Source organism: Micromonospora sp. RB23, assembly GCF_053585025.1.
The window spans coordinates 6002480-6029002 of record NZ_CM132111.1 but is presented as its reverse complement, the minus strand read 5'-3'; the positions used below and the strand labels follow the sequence as shown (position 1 = coordinate 6029002).

General features: G+C 71.9%; 23 protein-coding genes and 2 tRNA genes. 13 read left to right on the top strand and 12 right to left on the bottom strand.

Annotated elements, in window-relative coordinates; genetic code table 11:
- Nucleotides 1-46: 46 nt before the first annotated feature.
- The 3 genes from ACTFTM_RS27435 to ACTFTM_RS27425 all read right to left on the bottom strand — a co-directional run bounded on the left by ACTFTM_RS27435 (nucleotide 47) and on the right by ACTFTM_RS27425 (nucleotide 2878).
- Nucleotides 47-1393: an ABC1 kinase family protein gene (locus tag ACTFTM_RS27435; RefSeq protein ID WP_449563273.1), complete on the bottom strand. Its 1347-nt coding sequence runs from the start codon at nucleotides 1391-1393 to the stop codon at nucleotides 47-49.
- Nucleotides 1390-2502 carry a hypothetical protein gene (locus ACTFTM_RS27430; protein WP_449563272.1) on the bottom strand — a complete coding sequence of 371 codons (1113 nt, stop codon included), beginning with the start codon at nucleotides 2500-2502 and terminating at the stop codon, nucleotides 1390-1392. Before ACTFTM_RS27430 ends, ACTFTM_RS27435 begins: the two co-directional genes overlap by 4 nt.
- A 208-nt stretch (nucleotides 2503-2710) precedes the next feature.
- Nucleotides 2711-2878: a DUF5679 domain-containing protein gene (locus ACTFTM_RS27425; RefSeq protein WP_007464795.1), complete on the bottom strand. Its 168-nt coding sequence runs from the start codon at nucleotides 2876-2878 to the stop codon at nucleotides 2711-2713.
- 525 nt (nucleotides 2879-3403) lie between these two features.
- Between ACTFTM_RS27425 and ACTFTM_RS27420 the strand changes: the two genes are divergently transcribed.
- Complete coding sequence (locus tag ACTFTM_RS27420) at nucleotides 3404-3934, top strand: M48 metallopeptidase family protein (RefSeq protein WP_422736777.1); 531 nt, start codon at nucleotides 3404-3406, stop codon at nucleotides 3932-3934.
- Between the two features lie 418 nt (nucleotides 3935-4352).
- Nucleotides 4353-4961, top strand: a complete 609-nt coding sequence (locus tag ACTFTM_RS27415) for a hypothetical protein (protein WP_449563271.1) — start codon at nucleotides 4353-4355, stop codon at nucleotides 4959-4961.
- Between the two features lie 261 nt (nucleotides 4962-5222).
- On the opposite strand, the gene ACTFTM_RS27410 is transcribed toward ACTFTM_RS27415, so the two are convergent.
- Complete coding sequence (locus ACTFTM_RS27410) at nucleotides 5223-6482, bottom strand: zinc-dependent metalloprotease (protein WP_449566748.1); 1260 nt, start codon at nucleotides 6480-6482, stop codon at nucleotides 5223-5225.
- 184 nt (nucleotides 6483-6666) lie between these two features.
- Here ACTFTM_RS27410 and ACTFTM_RS27405 point away from each other — a divergent pair, with 184 nt between their 5' ends.
- The 6 genes from ACTFTM_RS27405 to ACTFTM_RS27380 all read left to right on the top strand — a co-directional run bounded on the left by ACTFTM_RS27405 (nucleotide 6667) and on the right by ACTFTM_RS27380 (nucleotide 12741).
- The gene (locus ACTFTM_RS27405; RefSeq protein ID WP_449563270.1) at nucleotides 6667-7680 is read left to right on the top strand and encodes a YlbL family protein; all 1014 of its coding nucleotides are present in this window, start codon (nucleotides 6667-6669) and stop codon (nucleotides 7678-7680) included.
- Nucleotides 7681-7776: 96 nt separating this feature from the next.
- Entirely contained in the window at nucleotides 7777-10773 is a 2997-nt protein-coding gene (locus ACTFTM_RS27400) for a UPF0182 family membrane protein (protein WP_449563269.1), read from the top strand.
- Nucleotides 10774-10962: 189 nt separating this feature from the next.
- Complete coding sequence (locus ACTFTM_RS27395; RefSeq protein ID WP_449563268.1) at nucleotides 10963-11472, top strand: SigE family RNA polymerase sigma factor; 510 nt, start codon at nucleotides 10963-10965, stop codon at nucleotides 11470-11472.
- Nucleotides 11462-12400: a hypothetical protein gene (locus tag ACTFTM_RS27390; protein WP_449563267.1), complete on the top strand. Its 939-nt coding sequence runs from the start codon at nucleotides 11462-11464 to the stop codon at nucleotides 12398-12400. The genes ACTFTM_RS27395 and ACTFTM_RS27390 overlap by 11 nt, the downstream gene beginning before the upstream one ends.
- 60 nt (nucleotides 12401-12460) lie before the next feature.
- Nucleotides 12461-12534, top strand: a tRNA-Met gene (locus tag ACTFTM_RS27385).
- 130 nt (nucleotides 12535-12664) lie between these two features.
- Nucleotides 12665-12741 (top strand) — tRNA-Met (locus ACTFTM_RS27380).
- A 119-nt stretch (nucleotides 12742-12860) separates the two neighbouring features.
- Here the strand turns inward: ACTFTM_RS27380 and ACTFTM_RS27375 are convergent.
- On the bottom strand, nucleotides 12861-16493 hold the full coding sequence (locus tag ACTFTM_RS27375) for a S8 family serine peptidase (RefSeq protein ID WP_449563266.1): 3633 nt from the start codon (nucleotides 16491-16493) through the stop codon (nucleotides 12861-12863).
- Nucleotides 16494-16817: 324 nt separating this feature from the next.
- Here ACTFTM_RS27375 and ACTFTM_RS27370 point away from each other — a divergent pair, with 324 nt between their 5' ends.
- On the top strand, nucleotides 16818-17069 hold the full coding sequence (locus tag ACTFTM_RS27370) for a hypothetical protein (RefSeq protein ID WP_449563265.1): 252 nt from the start codon (nucleotides 16818-16820) through the stop codon (nucleotides 17067-17069).
- A gap of 39 nt (nucleotides 17070-17108) precedes the next feature.
- Here ACTFTM_RS27370 and ACTFTM_RS27365 read toward each other — a convergent pair whose 3' ends face one another.
- On the bottom strand, nucleotides 17109-18440 hold the full coding sequence (locus ACTFTM_RS27365; protein ID WP_449563264.1) for an ABC transporter substrate-binding protein: 1332 nt from the start codon (nucleotides 18438-18440) through the stop codon (nucleotides 17109-17111).
- A gap of 149 nt (nucleotides 18441-18589) precedes the next feature.
- On the opposite strand from ACTFTM_RS27365, the gene ACTFTM_RS27360 reads away from it, so the two are divergent.
- A complete protein-coding gene (locus ACTFTM_RS27360) occupies nucleotides 18590-19423 on the top strand; it encodes a phosphoribosylaminoimidazolesuccinocarboxamide synthase (RefSeq protein ID WP_449563263.1) in 834 nt (277 codons plus the stop codon).
- Nucleotides 19424-19442: 19 nt separating this feature from the next.
- On the opposite strand, the gene ACTFTM_RS27355 is transcribed toward ACTFTM_RS27360, so the two are convergent.
- Nucleotides 19443-20345: a hypothetical protein gene (locus ACTFTM_RS27355; protein ID WP_449563262.1), complete on the bottom strand. Its 903-nt coding sequence runs from the start codon at nucleotides 20343-20345 to the stop codon at nucleotides 19443-19445.
- Nucleotides 20346-20362: 17 nt separating this feature from the next.
- Complete coding sequence (locus ACTFTM_RS27350; protein WP_396805210.1) at nucleotides 20363-20656, bottom strand: hypothetical protein; 294 nt, start codon at nucleotides 20654-20656, stop codon at nucleotides 20363-20365.
- Nucleotides 20657-20760: 104 nt separating this feature from the next.
- On the opposite strand from ACTFTM_RS27350, the gene ACTFTM_RS27345 reads away from it, so the two are divergent.
- A complete protein-coding gene (locus tag ACTFTM_RS27345; protein WP_449563261.1) occupies nucleotides 20761-21204 on the top strand; it encodes a hypothetical protein in 444 nt (147 codons plus the stop codon).
- Nucleotides 21205-21227: 23 nt separating this feature from the next.
- Here the strand turns inward: ACTFTM_RS27345 and ACTFTM_RS27340 are convergent, their stop codons facing one another.
- The 3 genes from ACTFTM_RS27340 to glpK form a co-directional block, all read right to left on the bottom strand.
- Nucleotides 21228-21677: a YbaB/EbfC family nucleoid-associated protein gene (locus ACTFTM_RS27340; RefSeq protein WP_449563260.1), complete on the bottom strand. Its 450-nt coding sequence runs from the start codon at nucleotides 21675-21677 to the stop codon at nucleotides 21228-21230.
- A gap of 88 nt (nucleotides 21678-21765) precedes the next feature.
- Nucleotides 21766-22188, bottom strand: a complete 423-nt coding sequence (locus tag ACTFTM_RS27335; RefSeq protein ID WP_449563259.1) for a DUF3592 domain-containing protein — start codon at nucleotides 22186-22188, stop codon at nucleotides 21766-21768.
- Between the two features lie 3 nt (nucleotides 22189-22191).
- Complete coding sequence (glpK, locus tag ACTFTM_RS27330; protein WP_449563258.1) at nucleotides 22192-23676, bottom strand: glycerol kinase GlpK; 1485 nt, start codon at nucleotides 23674-23676, stop codon at nucleotides 22192-22194.
- A 77-nt stretch (nucleotides 23677-23753) separates the two neighbouring features.
- Between glpK and ACTFTM_RS27325 the strand changes: the two genes are divergently transcribed.
- Entirely contained in the window at nucleotides 23754-24692 is a 939-nt protein-coding gene (locus ACTFTM_RS27325) for a ribose-phosphate diphosphokinase (RefSeq protein WP_425888920.1), read from the top strand.
- 137 nt (nucleotides 24693-24829) lie between these two features.
- On the opposite strand, the gene ACTFTM_RS27320 is transcribed toward ACTFTM_RS27325, so the two are convergent.
- Nucleotides 24830-25270, bottom strand: coding sequence for an ATP-binding protein (locus ACTFTM_RS27320; RefSeq protein ID WP_449563257.1), 441 nt, complete (start codon nucleotides 25268-25270; stop codon nucleotides 24830-24832).
- Between the two features lie 119 nt (nucleotides 25271-25389).
- Between ACTFTM_RS27320 and macS the strand changes: the two genes are divergently transcribed.
- Nucleotides 25390-26514, top strand: coding sequence for a MacS family sensor histidine kinase (macS, locus tag ACTFTM_RS27315; protein ID WP_449563256.1), 1125 nt, complete (start codon nucleotides 25390-25392; stop codon nucleotides 26512-26514).
- Nucleotides 26515-26523 lie beyond the last annotated feature (9 nt).

The window sequence follows — 26523 nt, the reverse complement described above, 5'->3', positions numbered from 1 at the left end:
ACGCAGAAGGGCGGGTGCCGACCGGCACCCGCCCTTCCCTGTGTCCTCAGGCGACCGGCGCGAAGCCGGGCAGCCAGCGTTCCAGGATGCTCCGGTACGGCGCCTTCGCCTCCAACTGGCAGAGCACCCCGATCGACCCGAGCGTCACCCGGTGGATGAGCAGGTACGACGGTGGCAGGTTGAGCTGCCGGCTCAACTGGTACGTGGGGGACCGGGGACTGGCCAGCCGGGCCGCCTCGGCGCGTAGCCAGGCCCGGGTGAACCGGAACCCGTCGGCGGCGATGGGCTCCAGCATCGGACGGAGGAAGTCGAGGACCCCCTCGGCGTCGATCTCGTCGGTGGCGCCGATGAACCCCTCGTCCCGCAGCCCCGCCACCACGCCGTCCGCGTCCCCGCGCAGCGCCCGCCCGGCGATAAGGCCGATCGGCTCCGGCGTGCCCTCCGGCATCCGGGCCACCGCACCGAAGTCGATCACGCCGAGCCGGCCGTCGGGCAGGAGCCGGAAGTTGCCGGGGTGCGGGTCGGCGTGCAGCAGACCCGCCCGCTGCGGCGCCGACAGGTGCAGCGTGGCCATCAGCCGGCCGGCCTCGTCCCGCTGCTCCTCGCTGCCCTCGCGGATGATGTCCGCCAGCGGTGTGCCCGTCACCCACTCGGTGACCAGCACCCGGGGTGACGCGGAGACGACCTCCGGGATGAAGATCTCGTCGTCGTCGGCGTACGCGGCGGCGAAGGTGCGCTGCGACTCGGCCTCCAACTCGTAGTCCAGCTCCTCGGTGATCCGCTCGCGTAGCTCGACGAGGAGCGGCTTGACGTCGAGGCCCGGTTGGATGGCCCGGAACATCCCGCCGAGGCGGGAGAGCTGCTTGAGGTCGGCCAGGAGCGCGTCACCGGCCCCCGGGTACTGGATCTTGACCGCCACGTCGCGGCTGTTCGGCTCACCGGACGGGCCGTACCCCGGCTCCCGCCACCGTGCCCGGTGCACCTGCCCGATGCTCGCCGCGGCGGCCGGGGTGTCGTTGAACTCGACGAACCGGTCGCGCCAGTCCGGGCCGAGCTGCTCGGCCAGCACCTTGTGCACGCTCGCGGCCGGCAGCGGCGGCGCGGCCTCCTGGAGCTTGGTCAGCGCCTGCCGGTAGGGCGCGGCGATCTCCTCCGGCAGGGCCGCCTCGAAGACCGACAATGCCTGGCCGAACTTCATCGCCCCGCCCTTGAGCTGACCCAACACGCTGAACAACTGCTCGGCGGTGCGCTGCTGAATCTCTGCCGAGATGACGTCGGAGGCGAGCCCGGTGACACGCTTACCCATGCCCAGGACGGTCCGACCGGCGAAGCCGAGCGGCAGAGCGGCGAGCTTGGCGGTCCGGGACACGGCCCGGCGCGGGATGTCGGTCACTTCGCCATTGTTACCGACCGGAGGGGTCCGCTGCTGCTGTGCGGCCGGGCTGGTGCGTACGGCCGGCTCCGCGAACACTCGCACGCAGGGTGCGGCGGCCAACCCCGGCGGCGGAACCGGCCCGCGCCGGAGATCTCCACAGCGCCTCCCAGCGTCTCTGGCTGACCGCCGTCGAGGTGCGCCAGGGCCTCCGCCGCCGCGTACCCGGTCGCCGCGAACAATGTGCCGGTCGCTCCGGCGCCCACCGGCCGCGCCGCGGCCAGTTGGGCGGCCAGCCCCGGCCAGGCCGGGTCGCGGTCGGCGCGGTGCAGCTCGACGCAGCGCAGACACGGCCCGGCGGGCGGGCGGACCAGCGGCCCGATCACCGGTACGCCCTCGCGGACGGTCACCAGGAGATGCGGTTGGCGGCGCTGGGCGAAACCGGCGGCGAGGAGCGCTGGCGGGCGGTCCGCGCCGAGTTGGATCACCAGATCCATTCGAGTGGCCCGGACCGGGTGGGTGCCGGTGCCTGGCGCGACACGGTCGACCGCCGCCCGGATCGCCGGGGCCAGCGGACGGCCCAGCTCGGTGGCGGGGATGCCCGTCCCGATCAGGTCGATCGGTCGTACCGGGCCGCTGAGGTGCGGGATCACGTGGCCGACGCCGGCCTGGGCCAGCGCGAGCGTCAGCGGCCCGCCGAGGGCCCCGACGCCGGTGAGCAGCACCCGGGCCGCCCGCCGGCGGCGCAGGACCTGCGCCGGGGTGCCGGGTAACCGGGCCGCCACCAGCGCCAACGCTGCGGCCTCGGCGGCGAGCCGGGCCCGGACCGGCCCGGCCAGGTCGCGCGGGAACAGGGTGTGCGCTGGCACCAGCAGGCCCGCCGCGCGGAGGGCGTCCAGCAGCGTCCGCGTGTCACCGGCGGCCACCTGGGCAGCGCCGGCCTCGATCAGGACGTCCCGCTCGCTGCGGGTGCCGTCCAGCAGATCGAGTACGTGAGCGGTCCGCGGGTTGGTCAACTCCACCAGCACGGCGGGCCCGGGGCCGAGGCCGATCTGGAGGGTGTGCCGATCCCGCCAGAGCCGGCTGAGGCCAGGGATCAGCGTGGGACGAGGCAACGGCGTACGAATCATGGTGACGAATCGTGACCGCTTCCCTGCGCTGGGTCGATCGTTGTCCACAGGCGGCCGGGGCCGTATCCAGCCTTGTCCACAGGATCTGCCGTGTTATCCACAGGCCACTACGCGTGCTGTCGGCCACCCGACAGACTGGTCTCCGTCCGGAACGGCAACGGGGGCGGGACGGCCCTGTGGCCGTCCCGCCCCCGCAGATCCGTACGGGTCAGACCTTCGCCTTACCGAGAATCCGGTTCACTGTTGTGCCGCAAACCGGACACTTGCCCTTGGCCATGTTCATGCCGGTCTTCGAGACCTCCACGTGCCCCTCGAAGTCCCGCTTCTCCTTGCACTTCACGCAGTAACCGTTGTAGGTCTGGGCCTGGTCGGCCACGGTGCCCTCCTCGTCTCGTCCACCGGTCAATACGATTCCGGCGGAATGCCCGGCGGCGGGCCACACGGGGCACCGGCGCTGGGTCTTACTCCACGGCCACCTTCGTGACCGCTGGTTCGCGGACCCTACCCAGGTCTGGGCAGTTCCATGTCAGCTGTGCATCGGCCTGTGAGCAAGTCGACGTCGAGAGTGTGCATGGCGAATTAGGTCGGATAAGTCAGTTTGGCGGGGACACGCCGACCAAACCCTCCCAGCCACCCCTGCGGGTGCCCCCGCGGCAGCGTCGAGCGCGGTGATCACCTACGGTGGAGGAGAGGACCGCGCGGTGCCGCCGTCGGCGTACACGGTGGGTGACGAGACGGAGCGATAGCGCTTCGGCGGTGATCCGGTCAAGAAATTTTCGGGACGCCGGGCGACCAATCACCATTTTTTGGGCGCGTGTCGCGCGGTTGACTCTTGCGGACCCCTGGTCAGTACGCATTAGCTTTCCCTCGTGACACGTAGCCGAGGCTGCGCGGCCCAGTGATGGCGGGGACGCGTAAGCCGGTCGTCGAGGTACGGCGCAGCCAGCGTCGGCGACGCACGGTGTCTGCGTACCGTGACGGTGAGCGGGTGGTCGTCCTCATTCCGGACCAGTTCTCCCGGGCCGAGGAGAGCGAGTGGGTCGACCGCATGTTGGCGCGGCTCGCCGCCCGCGAAGGTCGACTGGCCCGCTCCGACGACGAACTCGTCGCCCGGGCCAACCGGCTGATCGACCTCTACCTCGGCGGGTACGGAGAGAAGGCCGTCCCGGCCAGCGTCCGATGGGTCACCAACCAGAACGGCCGCTGGGGCTCGTGCACCCCCGCCGACCGCAGCATCCGCATCTCGCACCGCGTCCAGGACATGCCCGACTGGGTGATCGACTACGTGCTGCTGCACGAGTTGACCCACCTCATCGTGCCCAGCCACAACGCCCGCTTCTGGGCGCTCGTCGGCCGGTACCCCAAGTCGGAGCGTGCCCGCGGTTACCTGGAGGGCGTCGCCGCCGCATCCTGCGCCCCCGTCCCCACCTGACCGCCCCCGTCCCGCCTGACCGCCGCCGTCCCCGCCTGACTGCCGCCGTCCCCGCCTGACTGCCGCCGTCCCCGCCTGACTGCCGCCGTCCCCGCCTGACCGCCGCCGGGCCAACCCAGCCGGCGGCCCTGCCCGGGTCTGTCCGGCCTGGCTCGGCCGTGCGTGGGCCTCGCCCGACCTTGATCGACACCAGATCGGCGATGTTGCGGTGTCCTGGCGTGGGGATGCCCCGACATCGCCGATGTGGAGTGGATCACCGGCCCCGCCGGCTGTCGGACCCGTCGGCTGACTGGCCCGTCTGAGCTGGCGGGTTGAGCGGGTCGAGCGGGTTGAGCGGGTCGAGGGAGGTTGAGCGGGTCCGATGCGTTGGGCTGGGCGGGCTGGGTCGGGCGGTGGGCCGGGGCGCTAGGGTCGGGGCATGGCGCGGCGGGTGGTGGTGGTGATGCTCGGGCCGGTGCGGTGGTCACCGCCGGGGATCGATCGGGAACAGTGGCGGGCGGCGCTCGCCGAGGATGTCATCGACCTGGTCGCGACCCTCAACGAGGTGGACGTCGCTGTCGCGGTGACCCCGGCCGACCGTCCGCTGGCCGACGCGCTGGTCTGGCCCGGTACCGCCGTCCACGAGGTGCCTGAGCCGACGCCGAACGCGGTGTTCGCCACGCTGGACGGCTACGACCAGGCGGCGGTGCTCGCCGGTGACGTGCCCGACCTGCCCGCGCTGACCGTCGGCAAGCTTCTACGCCCGCTCACCACCCGGTCGGTCGCCGTGGCCCCGGTGGAGGGCGGTGGCCCGGGTCTGCTCGGAGTGGCCGTACGGCTGCCCGTGCCGCAGTGGTTGCCTCCGCTCGACCTTGACACGGCGATGCCGGCCGACGCCCGGGTCGGCGCCCCCCAGCCGGGGGACGTCGCCGTCACCGCCGGTTGGCGACGCCAGCGTGGCCCCGCCGACCTCGCCGCGCTCGACCTGGCCTTCGAGGGCTGGGAGGCCACCCGTTCGCTGCTGTCGGGCTCAGGCCGTTCCGCCTGATCGGCACGCCTGGCCTTCCCGCTCGGTCGGCAAGCCGGCGCATCGCCGGATCGGCACGTCGTCGGCGCGCCCGGCCGTCCCGCCCGCGACGCGCCTGGCACCCCGCGGCGGCATCGTGGGCGTGATCCACTCGTATTCCCGGAAACCGCGGTGTCCGAGCGGTGCGGACAACCCGCCTCTCAGGAAGCCGAGTGGATCAGCGAGTCGGGCGTGTGCCGGACGCCCGCCACCGATTCGCGCGGGCGCCCGGGCCTGGCCGCGTCAGCTCCTGGTGCCGCCGTCCGTGCCGTCGCCGTCGTTCTTGCTGTCGTCGTCCTTGTCGTCGTCGTTGCCGTCGGCCTCGCCCGGCGCCTTCTCGTGCGCGCCGCCGGGAGCGGTGAAGTCGAAGCTGTCCAGCTCGCTCAGGTCCATGTCGTTCATCGCGAACGCGACCGGGTCGGCGAAGTCGTCGTCCGACGGGAGCAGGTCCGGGTGACCCCAGACGGCGTCCCGGCCCTCGATGCCCCGGTGCTGGGTGAGCGCCGCCCACAGCGCCGCAGCCTCGCGCAGCCGGCGCGGACGCAGTTCCAGGCCGACGAGGGCCGCGAAGGTCTGCTCGGCCGGGCCGCCGGCGGCACGGCGGCGACGGAACGCCTCGCCCAGCCGTACGACGTTGGGCAGCCGGTCGCTGGCGGCGCTGTCCACCACGTGGCAGACCCAGCCCTCCACCAGGGCCAACGCGGTCTCCAGGCGGGCCAGTGAGGCCTTCTGCGCCGGGCTGTCCTCGGGGGTGAAGATGCCTTCGAGGGCGATCGCCTGCATCGACTCCGGGTCGGTCGGGTCGACGCGGCCCATTGCCTCCTCGATCGCCTCCCGGTTGACCCGGATGCCCGAGGCGTACATCTCCACCGCGCTGAGCACGTGCCCGCGCAGCCATGGCACGTGCTGGAACAGCCGCTGGTGGGCGGCCTCACGCAGCGCCACGTAGAGGCGTACCTCGTCCTCGGGAAGTTCCAGGCCCTCGCCGTACGCGCGGATGTTGGCCGGAATCAGCGCGGCCGTGCCGGCCGGGCCGAGCGGGAGACCGATGTCGCCGGCGGAGAGCACCTCCGCGGCGAGCGAGCCGAGGGCCTGCCCGAGCTGTCCGCCGAAGAGCGCGCCACCGAGGGTGGCGACCATCGACTGCATCGGGCCGAGCTGGGCGCGCGCCTCCGGGGGCACCAGGTCGCCCATCGCGCCGACCATCCGGCTGGCCACCGGGTCGCAGAGCTTGCGCCACACGTCGAGCGTCTTGAAGATCCACTCGTTCCGGTTCCAGGCGACCGGGGACTGGATGCCGGACGGCCACGCCGTGGCGGGTTCCAACCACAGGTCGGCCAGGCGCAACGCCTCCTCGACCGCGTTGCGCTCGTACGGCGACACGGCCGGGTCACCGGCGGCGGCGAGCTGGCTGGCCGCTACCTGCCGGGCCAGGTCCCAGTTGACCGGCCCGCTGCCCGGCGCCGAGAGCAGGTGTTGCAACTGCGACATGAACTGCTGCATCTGCGCGGGATCGTTGGGGTCTGGTGGTTGCCCACCCGGGAGCGCGAAACCGAACGGAATATCAGGCACGACCTCTACGGTACGCGGGCCGCGCCCCAGGTAGTCGCCGCTGGCGTTGCGCTGAGGGCGAAGTCGCGTGGCGCATCCGTCGGACTGGCCGGGAGCGATCGGTACGCTCTGGCGCATGAGACGTCGTGGCCTGACGGTCCTGCTCGGTGCCCTGTTCACCGCCCTGCTGAGCATCGGGGTGCTCCGGGTGCCGATTCCGTACGTGGTGCTCGGCCCGGGCCCGACCGTCAACACCCTCGGCACGGCCGACGGTAAGGAGGTCATCCAGGTCACCGGCCGGGAGACCTCCACCTCGGCGGGCCAGCTCCGGCTGACGACGGTGGGGGTGCAGCCGACGGTGCGGCTCCGCTCGGCGATCGCCGGCTGGTTCTCCGACGACGAGGCGGTGGTGCCGCGCGAGCTGGTCTACCCGCCGGGGGAGTCGACCGAGCAGGTCGAGCAGCGCAACGCCGAGGACTTCAAGGTGTCGCAGACCAGCGCCGAGACCGCCGCGCTGCGCGAACTGGGCTTCCCGGTGCAGGTGGTGATCAAGACGGTGGCGGCGGACGGTCCGTCCGCCGGTGTGCTCAAGGTCGGTGACGTGGTCACCTCGGTCGACGGCAAGCCGGTGCCGGTGGCCGCCAAGGTCACCGAGCTGATCCGGGCCAAGCCGGCGGGTACGGCGTTGACCATCGGTTACACGCGCGACGGCGCGCCGGCCACCGCGACGGTGACCAGCCGGGAGCAGGACGGCCGGCCGCGGATCGGGGTCGAGATCGACCAGCAACAGCCCCATCCGTTCACGCTCGGCATCGACCTGGGGGACATCGGCGGGCCGAGCGCCGGTCTGATGTTCGCCCTGGGCATCGTGGACAAGCTGACCCCGGCCGACCTCACCGGCGGTAAGGTCATCGCCGGCACCGGCACCATCGACGACGAGGGCACGGTCGGCCCGATCGGCGGGATCGCCCAGAAGCTGGTCGGCGCGAAGCGCGCGGGGGCCAAGGTCTTCCTGGTGCCGGCCGACAACTGCGCCGAGGCGGTCCGTAACCCGCAGCCCGACCTGCCGTTGCTGAAGGTGGGCTCGCTGGACGAGGCGCTAACCGCGTTGGAGACGCTACGCGCCGGTGGTCAGCCGACCCGCTGCTGACCCGTGTGACCGTGCCCCGACACGCTCAGGAACACCCCGTACTCTGGGTGCCTGATCGGAGCCGATCACATCGAGCGTGCGGAGCCAACAGTGGTCATGCGTAGCAGCAGCCCCCTGCCGAGGATGAGCCGGCGGGGCCGGGTCACCATCGCCGTCCTGGTCGGGGTGTTCGTGCTCTTCACCCTGCTCGGCTGGGGTGTCCAGGCCTGGACCGACTGGCTCTGGTTCGACGAGGTGCGCTACACCGAGGTCTTCACCGGTGTGCTTGTCACCCGACTGCTCCTCTTCCTCGTCATCGGCCTCGGCATGGCGGTGGTCGTCGGCGGCAACCTGTGGTTGGCGTACCGGCTGCGGCCGCGGTTGCGACCGCACTCGGCGGAGCAGGCCACGCTGGAGCGCTACCGGATGGCGCTCAGCCCGCGCCTCGGCACGTGGATCGCGCTGACCGCCGCCGTGATCGGCCTCTTCGCCGGGCTGTCCGCGCAGAGTCGGTGGGACCAGTGGCTGCTGTTCCGCAACGGCGGTAACTTCGGCGTCAAGGACCCGGAGTTCGGAGTCGACATCGGCTTCTACGTCTTCCAGCTCCCGTTCTGGCGCTACCTGCTCGGTGTCGGCTTCACCGCCGTGGTGCTGGCGCTGATCGGCGCGCTGGCGGTGCACTACCTCTTCGGCGGGGTCCGCCTACAGGGCGTCGGGGACCGGATGAGCAACGCGGCGCGCGCGCACCTGAGCAGCCTCGTCGCGGTGTTCGTCCTGCTCAAGGCCCTCGCGTACGTGCTCGACCGGCGGGCGATGCTGCTCGAGTACAACGAGGGCGCCAAGCTGTACGGCGCCGGCTACGCGGACGTCAACGCGCTGCTGCCGGCGAAGGAGATCCTCGCGTACATCTCGGTCGTCGTGGCCATCGCGATCATCGTGTTCTCCAACGCCTGGATGCGGAACCTGGTGTGGCCGGGCATCTCGCTCGCCCTGCTGGGCGTCTCCGCGGTGGCGATCGGCGGCATCTACCCCTGGGCGGTGCAGACCTTCGAGGTGAAGCCGAGCGCCAAGGACAAGGAGGCGCCGTACATCCAGCGCAGCATCGACGCGACGCGGGCGGCGTTCGGACTGGGCAGCACCGAGACCACCCCGTACGCGGCGAGCAACCTCAACCCGCCGGCGAACCTGGCCACCGACACGTCCGTCGTGTCGAACGTGCGGCTGCTCGACCCGCAGTTGGTCAGCGAGACGTACACCCAGCTCCAGCAGGTCCGGGGCTTCTACGACTTCGGCCCCAAGCTGGACATCGACCGGTACGGGGTGAACGGCAAGACCTCCGACTACGTCGTCGGCGTCCGCGAGATCAACTACGGCGAGTTGACCGACCAGCAGAACACCTGGATCAACCGGCACACCGTCTACACCCACGGGTACGGCCTGGTGGCCGCCCCGGCGAACCAGGTGGTGTGCGGCGGGCAGCCGTTCTTCGTCTCCGGCTTCCTCGGCGAGCGGACCCAGGAGGCGTGCTCCTCGCAGACCGAGCAGATCCCGGCCAAGCAGCCGCGCATCTACTACGGCGAGCGGATGGCCGCCGACGACTACGCGATCGTCGGCCAGTCCGACCCGAACAAGAAGGCCGAGTTCGACAGGCCGGTCGGTGAGGGTGGCGGCGAGTCCTACACCTACACGGGCGAGGGCGGCGTCAAGATCGGCTCGTTCACCCGACGGTTGCTCTACGCCATCAAGGAGCAGGAGTCGAACTTCCTGCTCTCCGAGGCGGTCAACAAGGACTCCAAGTTGCTGTACGTGCGCAACCCGCGGGACCGGGTCGAGAAGGTCGCGCCCTTCCTCACCCTGGACGGTGACCCGTACCCGGCGGTGGTCGACGGTCGGGTGCAGTGGATCGTCGACGGCTACACGACGGCCGCCACCTTCCCGTACGCCGAGCGCGTCAACCTCCAGGTCGAGACGACCGACGAGCTGACCAACCGGGGCACCTTCCAGCTGGCCCGGGAGAACGTCAACTACATGCGCAACTCGGTCAAGGCCACCGTCGACGCGTACGACGGCACCGTGACGCTCTACGAGTACGACGACACCGACCCGGTGCTCAAGGCGTGGAACAAGGCGTTCGGCGGTGACCTGATCAAGCCGAAGGCGGACATCCCGGTCGAGTTGAACGAGCACTTCCGGTACCCGGCGGACATGTTCAAGGTGCAGCGCAACCTGCTGACCAAGTTCCACGTGACCAACCCGGGTGACTTCTACTCCGCGCAGGACTTCTGGCAGGTGCCGAACGTGCCGGACGCGCCGGACAGCGGCCAGAAGCAGCCTCCGTACTACCTGTTCACCCAGTTCCCGGGGCAGGAGAGTCCGCGCTTCCAGCTCACCTCGGCGGTCACCCCGAACGGCCGTCAGAATCTGGCCGCGCTGATCTCCGGGTCGTACGTCGACGGAAAGCCGCGACTCGAGGTGCTGGAGTTGCCGGACCAGACGCGGATCTCCGGGCCGGTGCAGGTGCACCAGCAGATGACCAACAACGCGAACATCCGTCAGCAGCTCAACCTGCTCTCCAGCAACCAGGCGCAGGTGCAGTACGGCAACCTGCTGTCGCTGCCCTTCGCCGACGGGATGCTCTACGTCGAGCCGGTCTACGTGAAGAGCAACCAGCAGGACGCGTACCCGCTGTTGCAGAAGGTGCTGCTCTCGTACGGTGACGGCGGATCGTTCGTGGCGCTCGCCGACAACATCAACGACGGCATCAAGCAGTTGGTCGAGCAGGGTAAGAAGGCCGGGCAGGGCACCTCGCCGCCGCCCACCACGGGTGGCAACCCGACCAGCCCCTCGCCGGACGCGACGCCGAGTGCGACCCCGAGCGCGAGCCCGACGCCGGGCGGCACCGCCCCGCCGGCCGGCGATCTGGCCGCCGCCGCGGACCGGGTGCAGTCCGCGATCACGGAGGTCCGCGCCGCGCAGACCTCCGGGGACTTCGAGCGGTACGGCCGCGCGCTGAAGGCGTTGGACGAGGCGTTGACCGCGTTCCAGCAGGCGCAGCAGGCGAGCGGTGGCGCGCCCCCGCCGTCCGGCACCCCGAGCGCCACGCCGGGCGGCTGACCAGCCGCTCCCGAGGCACACCGGAGCCCTCGACGTCGGACCCGCCCGGGTCCGGGCGTCGGGGGCTCCGTGGTATCCGTACCATTTGCCGGCCTGTCGCCTCTCCGACACGCTTTGTCTGGCCGAGCCGCAACCCTGCCCGGCTCCCTGCCGTCCTTGATGCATCGGGGCGCGGACAAGGGGGCAGTCGTGAGGGACGCACAGAGCTTCGACGATTTCTACCGGGGCACCGTCCGGCGGATGATCCGGTACGGCTACGCGGTGACCGGTGACCACACCGAGGCGCAGGACGTCGTACAGGAGGCGTTCGCGCGGGCCTGGCGGCAGTGGGGGCGGCTCGCCGAGCATCCGGCGCCCGAGGCGTGGCTGCGGCTGGTGGTGTCCCGGTTGGCGAACGACCGTTGGCGTCACCTGCACCGCCGTCGGGCCCTGCTGAGCCGCAGCGGTCCGCCGCCGACCGCGCCCCCTCCCGGTGAGGACGGGGTGCTGCTCGTGGGCGCGCTCCGCCAACTGCCGGCCGCGCAGCGGCAGGCGCTGGCCCTGCACTACCTCTTCGACATGTCGGTCGAGGAGATCGCGCGGGAGGCCGACGTGCCGGTCGGCACCGTCAAGTCGTGGTTGTCCCGCGGTCGGTGCCGGCTGGCCGTACTGCTGCCCGACGTCCACATCGACGAACTGGAGGCGAACGATGTCCGCTGAACTCTCCGACCTGTACCGGTCGCTGACCGCCGCCGCCGACGACGTGACGTTGGTAGATCCCGAGGTGGTCCGGCGGCACGCCGACCGGCGCGCCCGCGTCCGAGCGGCCGGCAGCGCGCTGGCGGTGGTGGTGCTGCTCGGTGGGGTCGCCGTCGGGGGGCGCCTGGCGTTTCCCGTGGACGGGTCCGCGCCGCTGCCGCCACCGGCCGACACGCCGGCTCCGCCGTCGCTCGGAGTCAGCCCCACGTCCGTCCCGTCGGCGTCCGCGCCGTCCGCGAACCAGTCGTGGTCCCCGACACCGTCACGCACCACGGCGGGGGGTACGCGGCCGGTCGCGCCCACCGGCCAGGCGACCGCCCACGCGCCCACTTCGATCCCGGACCGGGCCTTCTTCGTCCTGGCGGCCGCCAACCGGACCGGAATGGAATCGACCGCCAGCGGCCCGGTCCTGCCGACGCTGTGCGGCGCCCGGTACGCCAGCGAGTCGGCGGTGGTACAGCGCCGCGCCCGGTCGATGGCCTACAAGCGGCCGGAGACCCCGGCGGGGAACGTGCCGGACGGCAGTTACCGGCACAGCATCACCATCTACCGTCCCGGCCGCGCCGACGACGCGCTGCGGGAACTGCGGCAGGCCGTCCGCGCGTGCCCCGAGCAGAAGTCGCCCGACGACGCCAGGGTGTGGCGGCAGCGACTGCTGGACCCGGGGACGTACGGCGACGAGTCGGTGCTGTTCGAGCTGCGCGCCCCGTACCCGACGGGCATGGGTGACCCGGGCGCGTACGAGGTGCGGCTGGTCCGGGCGGTCCGGGTCGACGACGTGGTGACGGTGCTCTGGGAGCAGGGCTGGGAGTACACCGCTGCCGAGCGCGCGCAGGTCGACGCCGACAGCCGGCGCGCGGTGGCGGCGATCGAGAACTGGCTGGGCTGACGGCGGTATCGGAGTCGCTTTGCGGTGTCCCGGGTCGGTGCGCTACGGTTATCGAGCCGACGCGGGGTGGAGCAGCTCGGTAGCTCGCTGGGCTCATAACCCAGAGGTCGCAGGTTCAAATCCTGTCCCCGCTACGAGAGCGAAAGCCCGTCTCCGATCTTCTGGAGGCGGGCTTTCGTCGTTGTCGCCTCCGCTCGCGCGGTTGCCCGGCGGTGACCCCCGCTGATCATCGCCGGGGTGGATGGGTTAAGCTTTAACAGCCGACGCGGGGTGGAGCAGCTCGGTAGCTCGCTGGGCTCATAACCCAGAGGTCGCAGGTTCAAATCCTGTCCCCGCTACCACGTAGGTGTACGACAGAACCCGGTCCCCTTGATAGGGGCCGGGTTCTGTCGTTCCTGTCGATGTCGTTCGCCGACGCGGGCGGGGGCCGGCGCGAACCGGCCCCCGCGCGCAGGTCAGGTCACTTCAGGCCGAAGGCCCGGATGACGGTCTGGGTGACGCCACCGCCGTTGCGCTGCTTGGCGGTGACCCGGATCGACACGTACCCGGCCCGGCCCGGCGCGTTCAGGGCCGCCGTCCAGGTGCCCTTGCGTTCCTTGAGGCTCTGCCGTTGCCAGGTGCGTCCGTCGTCGTACGACACCTCGAGATCGAGCGAGGAGACGCCGTCCTTCGCGGCGGTGCTGCCCATCACCACCGGGGTGATGGTCAGGTCGTTCCGGCGCGGCGCGCGGCCGGCGAGGTCCACGTCGGTGCCGTAGTCCAACTGGACCAGCGGCATCGCCTGCACGTCCGTGCCGGTGACAGCGCCGGAGAAGAAGGTCCAGTCGGTACGCGTGCTCGACGAGTACGGGCTGTACGCGGGCACGTTCTCAGTCTCGACGAGCAGCCGGTACGGCAACGTCTGCGTGGGGAGGTCGCCGACGAACAGCTCTGCGGCGTTCTCCATCTGCGTCAGTTTCCTGTCGCCCTGGTAGAGCGAGATCCGTTGCAGCATCTCGCTGCTGCCGCTGCCACTGTGCGCGGATCCACCGTCGCCGAACCCCTGGATGTAGGCGCTCATCCCGAACTCGCCACGGAACGGAATGTCGTACATCAGCAGGCGTGGTCGGGTGATGGGCCCGTACCACCGGTCCTTCTGGACGCTGCCCGGCCGGTAGGCGATCTCCTCCGTGTACGACCGCCCCCACCCGACGACGTCGGCGGTCTGCTTCCAGCGGACGCCGTCGCCGGCGGACACCCAGTCGGTACGCGGCCCCGGGGTCACCGGCTGCATCGGGAACGCGGGAGCGGCCACGTACGAGTACGGCGGGAAGTCGTTGCGCGACTCGGCGGCCGGTTTGCCGGGCGGCGGGGCGAACACGAGGTCGATCCGGGCGAGGTGCTTCGGGTCCGTACGGGGCGACGGGTCGTCGGGTACGCCGCCAGGGTGGTAGTCGACCAGGTCGTACAGGTACCTCGGCGAGGGGTGCGCGGTGACGGTGAGTCGTACCCCCTTGCGGCCGGCGGCGGTGATCGCGGCGATGAGGCTCTCGCCCTCACCGCCGACCAGCGCCGCGACCGGGAGCGGCCCGGTCGTCGTGCCGTCGGAGTTCCCGTACCACTCGCTGGCCCGGCCCTTGCCGTCGTTGACGACCAGGAGCAATGCCGCGCCGGCGGCGGTCGCCGCCCGCACGCGTTCCGACGGGGGTACGGAGTCGTCGCGCCGGACGACGACGGCCTTGCCGCGGGCCGACACGCGGGCGTAGTCCGCCGTCGAGCCGCTGCCGGCGAAGACGGCGTCCAGGCGCGAGGTGCCGTCGGTCAGCGGGCGCGAACCGGGCTGGGCGAGCGGGTCACCGGTGCGCCGGCCGTCGTGGGTGATCTCCAGGGGCGTCTGCTCGGCCCGGATCCGGGTGGTGAAGACGAAGCTGCCCTGTCGTACCGGAGCCCTGGTCGGGAGCGCCCACAGACTGTCGTAGGTGGCCCCGGGGAAGAACACCTCGCGGAGGGCGCCGTAGTCGCTGGGCGTCGGCTCGCGGGACGTGAACGAGCGGAAGATGTCGATACGACTGTTGGTGACGGTGGTCGGCTGCGGTGTCGCCACCTTCACCTGGCGGGCCTTCGAGGCGTCGAGTTCGACGACCCGGTCGGCCGTCAGCTCGACTTCGGGCGCGGTCAGCATGGCGAAGCCGAGCGATGCCTCGCCGTGCAGACCCTGCACGTCGATGGCGCCGATCAGGGCGTAGGTGCCGGGGGCCCAGCGGCTGACGAGTTTTCCGTCGCGTACCCACATGAAGGTGGAGGCGCCGTCGGCGCTGACGACCTCGACCTCACCACTCGCCGGCCGACCGGTGCGGTCCTTCAGGTGGATGGTGAGGTCGTACCTCGTGGAGTCCACGCTGACCCCGACGGCCGTGTGCACGGCACCGCCCGCGTACCCAGCGGTGACCCGGGCGGAGTAGCGGCCCGGCGCGAGCCCCTTCGGGTCGACCACGACGTCGACGGTCGAGCTGCCTCGCGCCGGCACCGTCACCCGGGTGGCACCGGCCGTGAACGTCGTGGCGGGGGCGTCGGCGCCGTCGACGGAGAGCGCCAACGTGATCGCGCCGTCGGTGGTGTTGGTGTAGGTGATCTTCCTGGTGATCGGTTGCGGTTGCGTGCCGGGCACCGACGGGACGAGGCCGGCGTCGACCGAGCCGGTCGCGATGATCTGGTCCTGGTGGTAGGCGGCGGCCACGTTCAACCGCCCGCTACCGGCCCGGTAGGCGCTGTAGTCGGGCGTGGGCACGCTGGTGCCCATCAGGGCGTCCTTGATCTGCCGGGCGCTCCAGGTCGGGTGCTTCTGTACCAGCAGGGCGGCGGCCCCGGCGACGTGCGGCGCCGCCATCGAGGTGCCGCTGTCCAGCCGGTAGAAGCCCTCGCCGAACTCCATGTGCTGCGAGCGCGCCGCCAGCACGTCCACGCCGGGGGCGGTCAGGTCGGGCTTCAGGCCCTCGTCGACCATCCGGGGCCCGGCGCTGGAGAAGTCCGCCAGGTGGTCGGTGCCGTCCACCGCGCCGATCGTCAGCGCGGCGTCCGCGGTGCCCGGCGCTCCCAGGGTGTGCGGGTCGGGACCGCTGTTGCCGGCGGAGACGACGAAGAGCGCTCCCGTCTCGGCGGTCAGTTGGGTGAGGGACTGGCTCAGCGGGTCGTCCTGGCTGTGCCAGGCGCTGACGCCCAGGCTCATGTTGATCACCTTGGCGTGTTCGATCCGTGCCGCCCACTCCATGCCGGCGATGATCCCCGAGATCGATCCGCCCCCGAAGTCGTCGAGGACCTTGCCGATCACCAGGTCGGCGTCGGGGGCGACGCCCTTCTCCCGGCCGCCCGAGGCGGCGCCCGTCCCGGCGATGGTGGAGGCGGTGTGGGTGCCGTGCCCGCCGCGGTCGATGACGTCCTGCCCGGGGACGAAGCTGCGGGACGCCACGATCCGGTCGGCGAGGTCCGGGTGGGTCGTGTCCACTCCGGTGTCCAGCACGGCCACCCGTACTCCGGTGCCCGTTCCTCCGGCGGCCCAGGCCGCCGGCGCGCCGACCTGCGCGGTGGTGTCGGCGAGGGCCGCCTTCGCCCGGCCGTCGAGCCAGACCTTGTCGACTCCGGCGGTGAAGGAGGGCGTCGCGGTGTCGGCGGAGCGGGCCGTCGCCCCCGCCGCCCCGGGCCGGGGGCCGCCGGTGAGGGCCGACCAGAAGTCGGCAGCCTGCGGGCGGTGGGCGCGGATCGCCTCGCCACGGACCGAGGGCAGGTCCAGCGTGGTCTCCGCGCCCGGCAGGTCGGTGCGGGTCCGGAGCGCCGCCGAGGCCGCGGTGCGGGTGACGATCAGGGGGAGCGCGCCGGCCCGGGCGTCGTCGAAGCCCTGGGCGATCAGTTGGGTGACGTCGAAGAGTTGCTTGTCGAGGCGGCCGGTGGCCAGGTACGGCAACGCCTCGTCCGGATACACGTACGTGTCGCCGTCCTCGGTGGCGACGCGTACGGAACCGGTGGCGCCCGGCGGGCGGGCGACGTCCACCGTGGGCGGCGCGCCGTCGCGTACGGGGGTGACGGTCACCTGGTCGCCGGTGATGAGCGTGACCGTCACGGGTGCGCCGTGGGCGTTCGTGGCCCGTCCCGTTGGTGCCGTCGGCGGTGGGGACGCCGGAGCGCCGTGGGCTGTCGTCGGCGTGACGAGAGCGGTGACGAGGGTGACGCCCACCGCTGCTGCCGCAGATCTTCGGGTGAGAGAGAGCCGCACAGTGCCTCCAGAGATGACCAGTTGCCGAATCTGATCATCCGGAGCGATTCATGTAAAGATCATCTTCTTTACCACCAGGTTGCGGGTGTATTGCGCGGCGGCCCCGCCCGGTCCCGTGACTTTGGCGTTTACCGCCGTGCCGAGGTTGCGTCCTTCGGCGAGGATGGGCGCATGTCTTCATTCGGCAAGTGGTGGGGCCGGCTCAGCGCGGTCCTCGGTGCGGCAGTCCTGGCGGTTTTCGTGCCGGTCGCGGCGTGGGCGTCCACGGGCACCGGCGAGGTGGTGGTGGAGGCCGCGCGGCGACGCTCCCGTGGCGGCGGCTTCGGCTTCCTCGGTCTGCTCTGCTGCCTCGTGGTGGTGGCGATCATCGTGTTCCTGGTGCTGCGTTTCACGCGCAACCGCCGTGGCGGTCCGCCGCGCTGACAGGTCGAGGCTCGGGTCGTCCACGCTGACGACCCGGGCTCAGCCCGCCAGGGCGCCGATGGCCTGGGAGAGGAAGCGGGCGGTCGCCTCGCGGGTCCCGTCCCGCTTGACGCGAACGCGTTCGGCGGCGGTGACCAGCAGGGTGCGGACCTTGGCATGACCTCTCGGCGGCGGCGCCGGCGCCGGCCCGAGCTGGTCGGCGAGGCTGTCGCCGAGGGCGGCGGCGCGTCGCTGCGCCGGGTCGGTGATGCTGCCCTGCGTGTACCGGCGGACGGCGAGGCTGGGGTTGAGGCCGCGCTCGTGGCCGAGGACCGTGCCGGCCTCGCCGTTCGTGGTCAAAAAGTTGATCACGTCGGCCACCGTGTCCGGGTGGCGGGTGCCCCGGAACCCGGCCCAGTACATCGACGCGCGCGGCCACTGGGCGCCCGCTGGCCCGGGGAAGCCCACCACGCCCAGTTCGGAGTCGGTGAGTCGTTGCAGCTCCGGAAGCTGGTGGGACCAGGCGAAGGACGCGGCCGTCAGCCCGGTCACCACCGGCTGCCGGGACGGCTCCCCGCTGTCGGCCTGCTCGACGAGGGCCGCGCCCGGGGTGGCCCGCCCGGCGCGGGCGCGCTGCCACAGCTCGAACCAGGCGATCAGCTCGTCGGCGCCGAAGCCCAGCTCCCGGCCCCGGTAGAACTCGCCGCCCTGGGACCGGAGCCAGAGCCAGAGGGCACGGTAGTCGCCGGACGCGTCCATCGTGCCGGCCACCTGGCCGTCACTGGCCTCGGTGACCAACTGCGCCCACGCGATGTAGTCCGCCCAGGACATCCCGCTGCGCGGGTCGGGCACCTGTAGCTCGCGCAGCAGGTCCCGGTTGAAGACCACGGCCGCGAGTGTCTGCCCGGCGGCGACACCCGTCGTCCGCCCGTCCACCGTTCCGTACCGGACCAGACCCTCCGGCAGACCCCGCAGGTCCAGCCGGTGAGCGGCGATCGGCTCGGTCAGGTCGAGCGTGATCTGGCGCTGGGTGTACTCGGCCAGCATCGAGTCGTCGAGCTGGATCAGGTCCGGGACGTTGCCGCCGGCCGCCTGGGTGGCCAGCCGCTCGTAGTAGCCGTCGACGCCCTGCCAGGTCACCCGGAAGGTGACCCCGGGGTTGCGCTCGGAGTACAGCCGGAGGACCTTCTCCGTCAGCTCGGCCCGCTTCGCCCCGCCCCACCAGAAGACCGACAGCTCGACCGGTCCGTTTCCGGTCGAGGTGTCGGCGCCGTCGCTGCACCCCGCCAGTCCACCGGTGGCCAGCAGGGGAGCGCCGAACAGCGCGGTGAGCACCCGGCGTCGGCCCGGGTCGGCGCCGAACCGGTCGATCGGGGGACGAACAGCGGGCACGGGGTCTCCTGGCACGGACGGACGGCGGTCGGACCATTCACGCAGGCGGCGCAGGAGGGTGTCAACGTCCGTCCGGTCACCCCGGTCGACCCGTGCGCGGATGGGTGGCCGGAACGGGGCCGGCGGCGTCACGTGGTGTACTAGGGCGCGTGGAACTTCTGCACTCGGGCAAGGTCCGGGACGTGTACGCCGACGGCGACGACCTGATCCTGGTCGCATCGGACCGCATCTCGATCTACGACGTGGCGCTGCCGACACCGATCCCGGACAAGGGCCGGCTCCTCACCGCGCTCTCGCTGTGGTGGTTCGAGCAGCTTGCCGACCTGGTGCCGAACCACGTCATCTCGGCCACCGACGTGCCGGCCGAGTTCGCCGGCCGGGCGATCCGCTGCCAGCGGCTCGACATGGTCCCCGTCGAGTGCGTCGCCCGCGGCTACCTCACCGGCGGCGGCCTGCGCGAGTACGAGCGCACCGGTGCGGTCTCCGGCGTACCGCTGCCCCGAGGGCTCGGCGAGGCGTCGATCCTGCCCGAGCCGATCTTCACCCCGTCGAGCAAGGCGCCGGCCGGCGAGCACGACGAGCCGATCACGTACGACGACGTGGTGGCCAAGGTGGGTCAGGAGACCGCCGAGCGGCTGCGGCAGATCACCATCGACGTCTACCGACGCGGTGCCGAGCTGGCCGCCGACCGGGGCATCCTGGTCGCCGACACCAAGATCGAACTGGGCTGGGCGCCGGACGGCACCCTGGTGCTCGCCGACGAGTTGCTCACGTCCGACTCGTCGCGGTTCTGGCCCGCCGAGTCGTACCAGCCGGGCCGCGTGCAGTTCTCCTACGACAAGCAGTACGTGCGGGACTGGGCGACCGGCAGCGGTTGGAACAAGCTGCCGCCCGCGCCGGACGTACCCGCCGAGGTCGTCGAGGCGACCCGTGCCCGCTACGTCGAGGTGTACGAGAAGCTCACCGGCAACCGCTGGGAGTGACCGCGACGCCGGAGCCCGCTCAGTGGTTCCAGGCGTCGCCCTCGAACAGTCGGGCCCACAGGTTGTCCACCACACCCGACGTGCCCCAGACGGTGTCCCCGTCCCCGTCGCCGTCCGTCCCGGCCGGGGCGACCTGGGTCCCACCGCCGTAGACCAGGTAGCCCGGTCCGGTCGGCGAGCCGACGGCATGCCGTGCGCCGCTGTGGATCCCGTACCCCACGAAGTCGCGCTCCCACTTGGACAGGAACCCGGCGGCCACGTTGTCGAGCCCGTCGACGGTGGCCTGGACCAGGTCCTTGAGCACGTCGGTGTCGCCGCTGCCCAGGTGGGCGCCGACGTCGAACGCGGCCGCCCCCGCGATGGCCGCGGCCCCACCGGTGGCGATCGCCTCGGCCATCGTCTCGATGCCCTTGAGGAAACTGAGCGCCGAGGCGGCGAACGAGGCCGCCGTGGCCTCGGCCGACGCCGCGGCGGGCGCTCCGACGACGGTCGCCGAGGCCGCCACGATGAAGGTGGCGAAGGCCAGCAGGATGGTGGACACCACCGCGTACGCCACGACGAGGCAGAGCAGTGCGGCACCGACGCAGAGCATGGTGACGCCAACGGTCACCGTCAGCACCTGGGTGCCGACGACCTGCGCGCCGTACGCGTTGATGTGCACCCCGAACGCCTCGCGGTCCTTGCCGCTCCACTGGGCCGGAGTCAGCGTCGCGAGGGCGTCGTCGAGGTTGCCGTGGGCGGTCCCGAGCTGGTCGTACATCGACAGCCAGTCGCCGCCCTTGCGCATGATCGTCTCGGGGTCGCACTGGTTGAAGTAGACGATCTGGGCGATCGGCCAGGCGGCGGGGATGACCGAGGCGGCCACGCTGATCTCCACCATCGCGATCTTCGCGGCGGCCGCGGGGTAGGTAGGGTCTGCCATGTCGGTCTCCGGCGTCGTCAGCGGGGCGCGATGGTGCTGGCGGTCTCCGCGGCTTCCCAGTTGTCCGCCGTACGGCCCAACCGGGAGCGGACCTCGGCGAGGTGCTCGCGTTTGGTGCGCAGTTGCTCCTCGACGAACTCGATCGCGCCGACGTAGGCGACCGCGAGTTGTGGCACGACCGAGGTGAAGTTGCTGTGCTCGATGGCGCGGGCGGACGTCAGCAGCTCGGCGCAGGCGTCGAGGGGCGGCCCGACCTGACGTTCGATCGTCTCGCCCAGCGCGCGGATCGCCGGCGGGTCAACCTCGATCATCGACTCTCCCCGTGTGCGTGATCGATGTCCATGGTGCCGGAGCGCCGACAGCCTAACAGGATCATGGATGGGCGTGAGTGCCCGTCGCTGGTAGCCTGCGACCCATGCCAGTCGGACCGTCGACCCCTCCCGACAACTACGTGACCAGGATGGCTCGCCGACCGCGCTGGCAGCGGATTCTGGTGCCGATCCTCATGCTCCTGGTCCTCCTGGTGCTGCCCATCGGCCTCGGCCGCAATCTGATCGGCGCCGAGCGGGTGAGCATCCAGGTCGAGTCCTGTGACAACGGTGGTCCCAAGGCGACCCAGCGGTGCCGGGGCACCTGGAACATGTCCGACGGCAGGGTGGTCAGCGGCCCGGTGGGCGGCGGCTCGCTGCACACCGGCGACCGGGTCGACGGCTGGGCCAACGGCGACCGGGCCACCGCCAGCCTGATGGCCTGGCTCATCGCCCCGCTGATGGTGGGCGCGGTCCTTCTGGCGGTGACGGTGGCGCTCGCCGTCGTCTTCCTGCGGGCGGGCGTGCAGCGGGTGCGGCGCGGCCGCTGACCCGCCGCCCGGGCCGGCGCCCGTCAGACCCCCAGTTGACGCCGCAGCCGTTCCAGCATCTCCGTGCTCTCCCGGAGCGGCCCGCTGACCATGTCGTTGAGCTGCGCCAGCTTCGCCTGCGCCGCCGCCGGGTCGTGGAGCACCGCCGCGGGGCCAGCCGGACCACCCAACTCACGCATCACCTCGGCGGTAGCCCGCGCCAGGTCGGCCCGCGCCTCGCGCAGGAGGCCGGCGACCAGTTCGGACAGCTCGGCGGCGGGCAGGCGCAGGGCCCGTGGGTCGATGTGGAGTTCCCGGGCCGGGTCGTCGGCGGTGCAGGTGACCCGGACCAACCCGTTGTCGCTCTCCGCGTGACCGGTCAACCCGGTCAACCGGCCGCGCAGTTCCTCGCCGCGACCCAACTGCTCCCGCATCCGTGCGGCCAACTGCCCCATCACGTCCGAGTTCGGTGTGCCGCCGATCGGCCCGCTCATCGTGCCCCTCCCGCTGTCGTCGGTCTGACCGGCCGACGGTACCCACCGCCGCCCACCGCTGGGGGGACGGACCACTGTGGAGCGTGGATCAGCCCAGGCTCAGGAAGATCCCCACGCCGACCACCAGCACGGCCACGCTGACGGTGAGCAGCGAGACGAACGGGACCAGCACCGAGGACCGTCCCGCGATGCTCGGCGACTCGACGAGAATCCGGTTCGGACGGTCGGGCTCGTACACGACGGTGACCGGCCCGGGCGCGGCCGACAACGGGGTCTGCCGGAAGCGCCCCGGCGTCGTGGTCACCTCGGCGCCGTCGGCCGTTCGGTACCGCACCACGGGGTAGTAGGTGCGGGGACCGTTCCCCCGGGTGACCGGACGGAGTTCCACCACCTCACCCGGCGTCCGTACGCCCCGACGCAGCAGGCCGAGGTCGCGCCGGAACCGGACGAGGGCGTACGCGATCCCGGCCAGGCCAAGGCCCGCCAGGATGATCAGGACGACCTGCGGCATGACTCACTCCTCCCAGTCGAGCGTGCGCTGAACGGCCTTGCGCCACTGACGCAACTCTCTCTCGCGCAGCTCGGCGGCCATGGTCGACTCCCACTGCGCGTCGGAGCGCCACTGCGCGCGCAGGGTGGCCAGGTCGGGCCAGAAGCCCACCGCCAGGCCGGCGGCGTACGCGGCTCCCAGGCAGGTGGTCTCGGTGATCCGGGAGCGGACCACCGGGACGTCGAGCACGTCGGCGAGGAACTGCATGAGCAGCGCGTTGGCGGTCATCCCACCGTCCACCCGGAGCCGGCGCAGCGCCACGTCGGAGTCGGCGTCCATCGCGTCGACCACCTCACGGGTCTGCCACGCCGACGCCTCCAGCACCGCCCGGGCCAGGTGCCCCTTGGTGATGTAGCCGGTCAGGCCGGCGATCACCCCGCGCGCGTCGCTGCGCCAGTGCGGGGCGAACAGGCCGGAGAACGCCGGTACGACGTAGCAGCCGCCGTTGTCGTCCACCGTACGGGCCAGGTCCTCCACCTCGGACGCGGAGGAGATCAACCCGAGGTTGTCCCGCAGCCACTGCACCAGCGATCCGGTGACCGCGATGGCGCCCTCCAGGGCGTACGCCGGTGGTTGGCCCTTGATCCGGTAGGCGACCGTGGTGAGCAGGCCGTGCGTGGACGGGACCGGGCTGGCGCCCGTGTTGAGCAGGAGGAAGCTGCCGGTGCCGTAGGTGCACTTGGCCTCGCCGGGCTGGAAGCAGGTCTGCCCGAACAGGGCGGCCTGCTGGTCGCCGAGCGCGCTGGCCACCGGCACCCCGGCGAGCACCCCGTTGGCCGTCCCGTACACCTCGGCGGAGCAGCGGATCTCGGGCAGCATCGCGGCGGGCACGCCCAGCGCGTCCAGCAGTTCCGGCGCCCAGTCGAGGGTGGTGAGGTCCATCAGCAGCGTCCGGCTGGCGTTGGTGACGTCGGTGACGTGTTCACCGGTGAGCTTCCAGATCAGCCAGCTGTCCATCGTGCCGAACAGCACCTCGCCGCGCTCCGCGCGCTCGCGCAGGCCGTCGACCTCGTCGAGCAGCCAGCGCAGCTTCGGGCCGGCGAAGTAGGTGGCCAGCGGAAGCCCCGTGCGGGCCCGGAACCACTCCTCGCCGTACGCCGAGGCCAGCTCGCGTAGCAGCGGCCCGGTGCGGGTGTCCTGCCAGACCACGGCGTTGGCTATCGGCCGGCCGGTGGCCCGGTCCCAGACGACGGTGGTCTCCCGCTGGTTGGTGATGCCCACGGCGGCGAGTCCCGACGGGCCGATGTCGGCGGACCGCAGCGCCTCGGCGACCACCTGCTGGACGTTGTCCCAGATCTCTTCGGCGTCGTGCTCCACCCACCCGGGGCGGGGAAAGATCTGGCGGTGCTCGCGCTGGGCCGCGGCGACGATCTCCCCGGCGGAGTCGAACACGATGCACCGCGAGGAGGTGGTGCCCTGGTCGATGGCGGCGACGTACTGGGGGGTCACGGCAGCACCGTACCCGCAGCGGCGGCACGGTGCGACAAGCGTCACGTCGGCCGTCACGTCGCCTACGATGTGCGAACGTGCGCGACATCGCCGTTTTCAGTGGAACTGCCCATCCCGACCTCGCCGCCGAGATCTGCGCCCACCTGGGGGTGCCACTGCATCCGGTACGGGTCTCCCGGTTCGCCAACGACTGTCTCGAAGTCCAGTTGCAGGCCAACTGCCGGGAGCGGGACGTCTTCCTGATCCAGCCGTTGGTGCCACCCGTGCAGGAGAACCTGGTCGAGCTGCTGCTGATGATCGACGCGGCGCGGGGCGCGTCCGCCGGCCGGATCACGGTGGTGCTGCCGCACTACGCCTACGCCCGCTCGGACAAGAAGGACGCGCCACGGATCTCGATCGGCGCCCGGCTCGTCGCCGACCTGCTGACCTCGGCGGGAGCGGACCGGGTGCTCGCGCTGACCCTGCACTCGCCGCAGGTGCACGGCTTCTTCAGCGTCCCCGTCGACCACCTGCACGCCCTGCGGGAGCTGGCCACACACTTCCGGCGATACGACCTGAGCAACACCGTGGTGGTCTCGCCCGACCTGGGCAACGCCAAGGAGGCCGCCGCCTTCGCCCGGCTGCTCGGCACGCCCGTCGCGGCCGGTGCGAAGCAGCGGTTCAGCGATGACCTGGTCAAGATCAGTGCGGTGATCGGTGAGGTCGCCGACCGGGACGTCATCGTGCTGGACGACGAGATCGCCAAGGGCAGCACCGTGATCGAGCTGATGGAGCACCTGCGTGACCTGAAGGTCCGCTCGATCCGGCTGGCCTGTACGCACGGACTGTTCTCCGGGGACGCGCTGCGCCGGCTCAGCGACCAGGACGGCGTGTTGGAGATCGTCTGCACCAACACCGTCCCCATCGCGGCCGAGAAGCGGGTGGAGAAGCTCCAGGTCCTCTCGGTCGCCCCGGCCCTGGCCGAGGCGATGCGCCGGATCCACAACGGGGAGTCGGTCTCCGCCCTCTTCGGCTGAACGCCCCGTCCCGCGCCCCGCCCCTGCCCCCGCCGATCTTGCACTTTGTGTTGCCCAAATGTCGTCTTGGGACCGCTTTGTCGCCACCGAAAGTGCAAGATCGACGCGACGCGACGCGACGCGACGGGGGTGGGGGGTTAGGGGGTGGGGAGGGTGGCGGTGATGCGGACGGTGGTGCCGGCCGAGCTGGTGGCGATCTCCATGGCGTCGGTCAACTCCCGGGCCAACCAGAGGCCCCACCCGCCGGCGGTGTCCGGGGCGGGGCGGCTCCGGTCGCCGAGCCGCTGCGGGGTGATGCCGTGCCCGTGGTCCGCCACCTCGCAGAGCAACTCGCCGGGCTCCTGCCAGAGCCGCAGCCACCCGCGACCGCCGCCGTGCCGCACCGCGTTGGTGATCAGCTCGTTGACGGCGAGCACGAAGTCGTCCAGCCGTTGGCCGTCGAGGCCGCAGGCATGCGCGCAGGAGGTGACCGAGTGTCGAATCTCGGTCACCTGGGCCTGGTCGAAGGCCTCGGCGATCAGGAGGGAGGGTTCGATGGGCACAACCGTACGCGGTGCGTGCGGATCTGCATTCGTCATGGCCCTGTCCCGGCAGCGGATCTCGGAATATTTCGCGGCTTTTTAACCGTACGTCAGGGTTTCTCGAACCGCACGACGTGGTCCCGCGTTACCGGACCAGCTGTGGCATCCTGACCGCCATGCCGTCGCCGCCGGGTGGTTTCGAGGTGCCGCTCTGGCGGGCGCTCACCGTGTTCCGGCTGGCCTCCCTCGGGTACGTCTGCGTGCTCGCCGTGCGTGACGCCGACCGGTACGCCCGTCCGATCGCCGTCGGCGCCCTGGTGCTCGTCATGGTCATCTGGACCGGGGTGACCGCCGTCGCGTACGCCCGGCCGGGCTGGCGCCGCTGGCCACTGCTGCTGGTCGACCTCGGTGTGGTGATCGCCATCGTGCTGTCCAGCCCCTGGGTGGTCGGACGGCAGGCGCTCGGGCACGGCGTACCCACCCTCGGGGTGGCCTGGATGGCCGGCCCCGTGCTGGCCTGGGCCGTCTCCGGCGGCCGACGACGCGGCACGGTGGCCGCGCTGCTGGTGGCCGGCGCCGACCTGGCCACCCGGGAGCGGATCAGCCAGTCCTCGTTCACCGGGGTGATCCTGCTGCTGCTCGCCGGGGTGGTGGTCGGGCACGTCGCCCGGCTCGCCGCGACCGCCGAGGAACGCCTGCAACACGCGGTGGAGATGGAGGCGGCCACCCGGGAGCGGGAGCGACTGGCCCGCGACATCCACGACTCGGTCCTTCAGGTGCTGGCACTGGTGCAGCGGCGCGGCGCGCACCTGCCCGGCGAGGCCGGCGAATTGGCCCGGCTCGCCGGTGAGCAGGAGACGGCGCTGCGCGCCCTGATCTCCGGCACCACGCCCGCCGCCGTCACCGGGGCGGACGCGGTGGACCTGCGGGACCTGCTCGGCCGGTACGCCTCGACGGCGGTGTCGCTCTCCGCGCCCGCCACCCCGGTGACCCTGCCCCGGCAGGTCGCCGGCGAGTTGGCGGCCGCCACCGGCGCGGCCCTGGACAATGTCGGCCGCCACGCCGGGGGACGGGCCTGGGTGCTCATCGAGGACGAGGGGGAGACCGTGACCGTGTCGATCCGTGACGAGGGGCCGGGCATCGAAGAGGGCCGGCTGGCCGAGGCCGCCGCGCAGGGGCGGCTCGGTGTCGCCCAGTCGATCCGCGGCCGGGTGACCGACCTGGGCGGGACGGTCCGGATCATGTCGGGCCCCGAGGCCGGCACCGAGATCGAGCTGACCGTGCCGAGGGCGCGGCGGTGACCGCCGTGC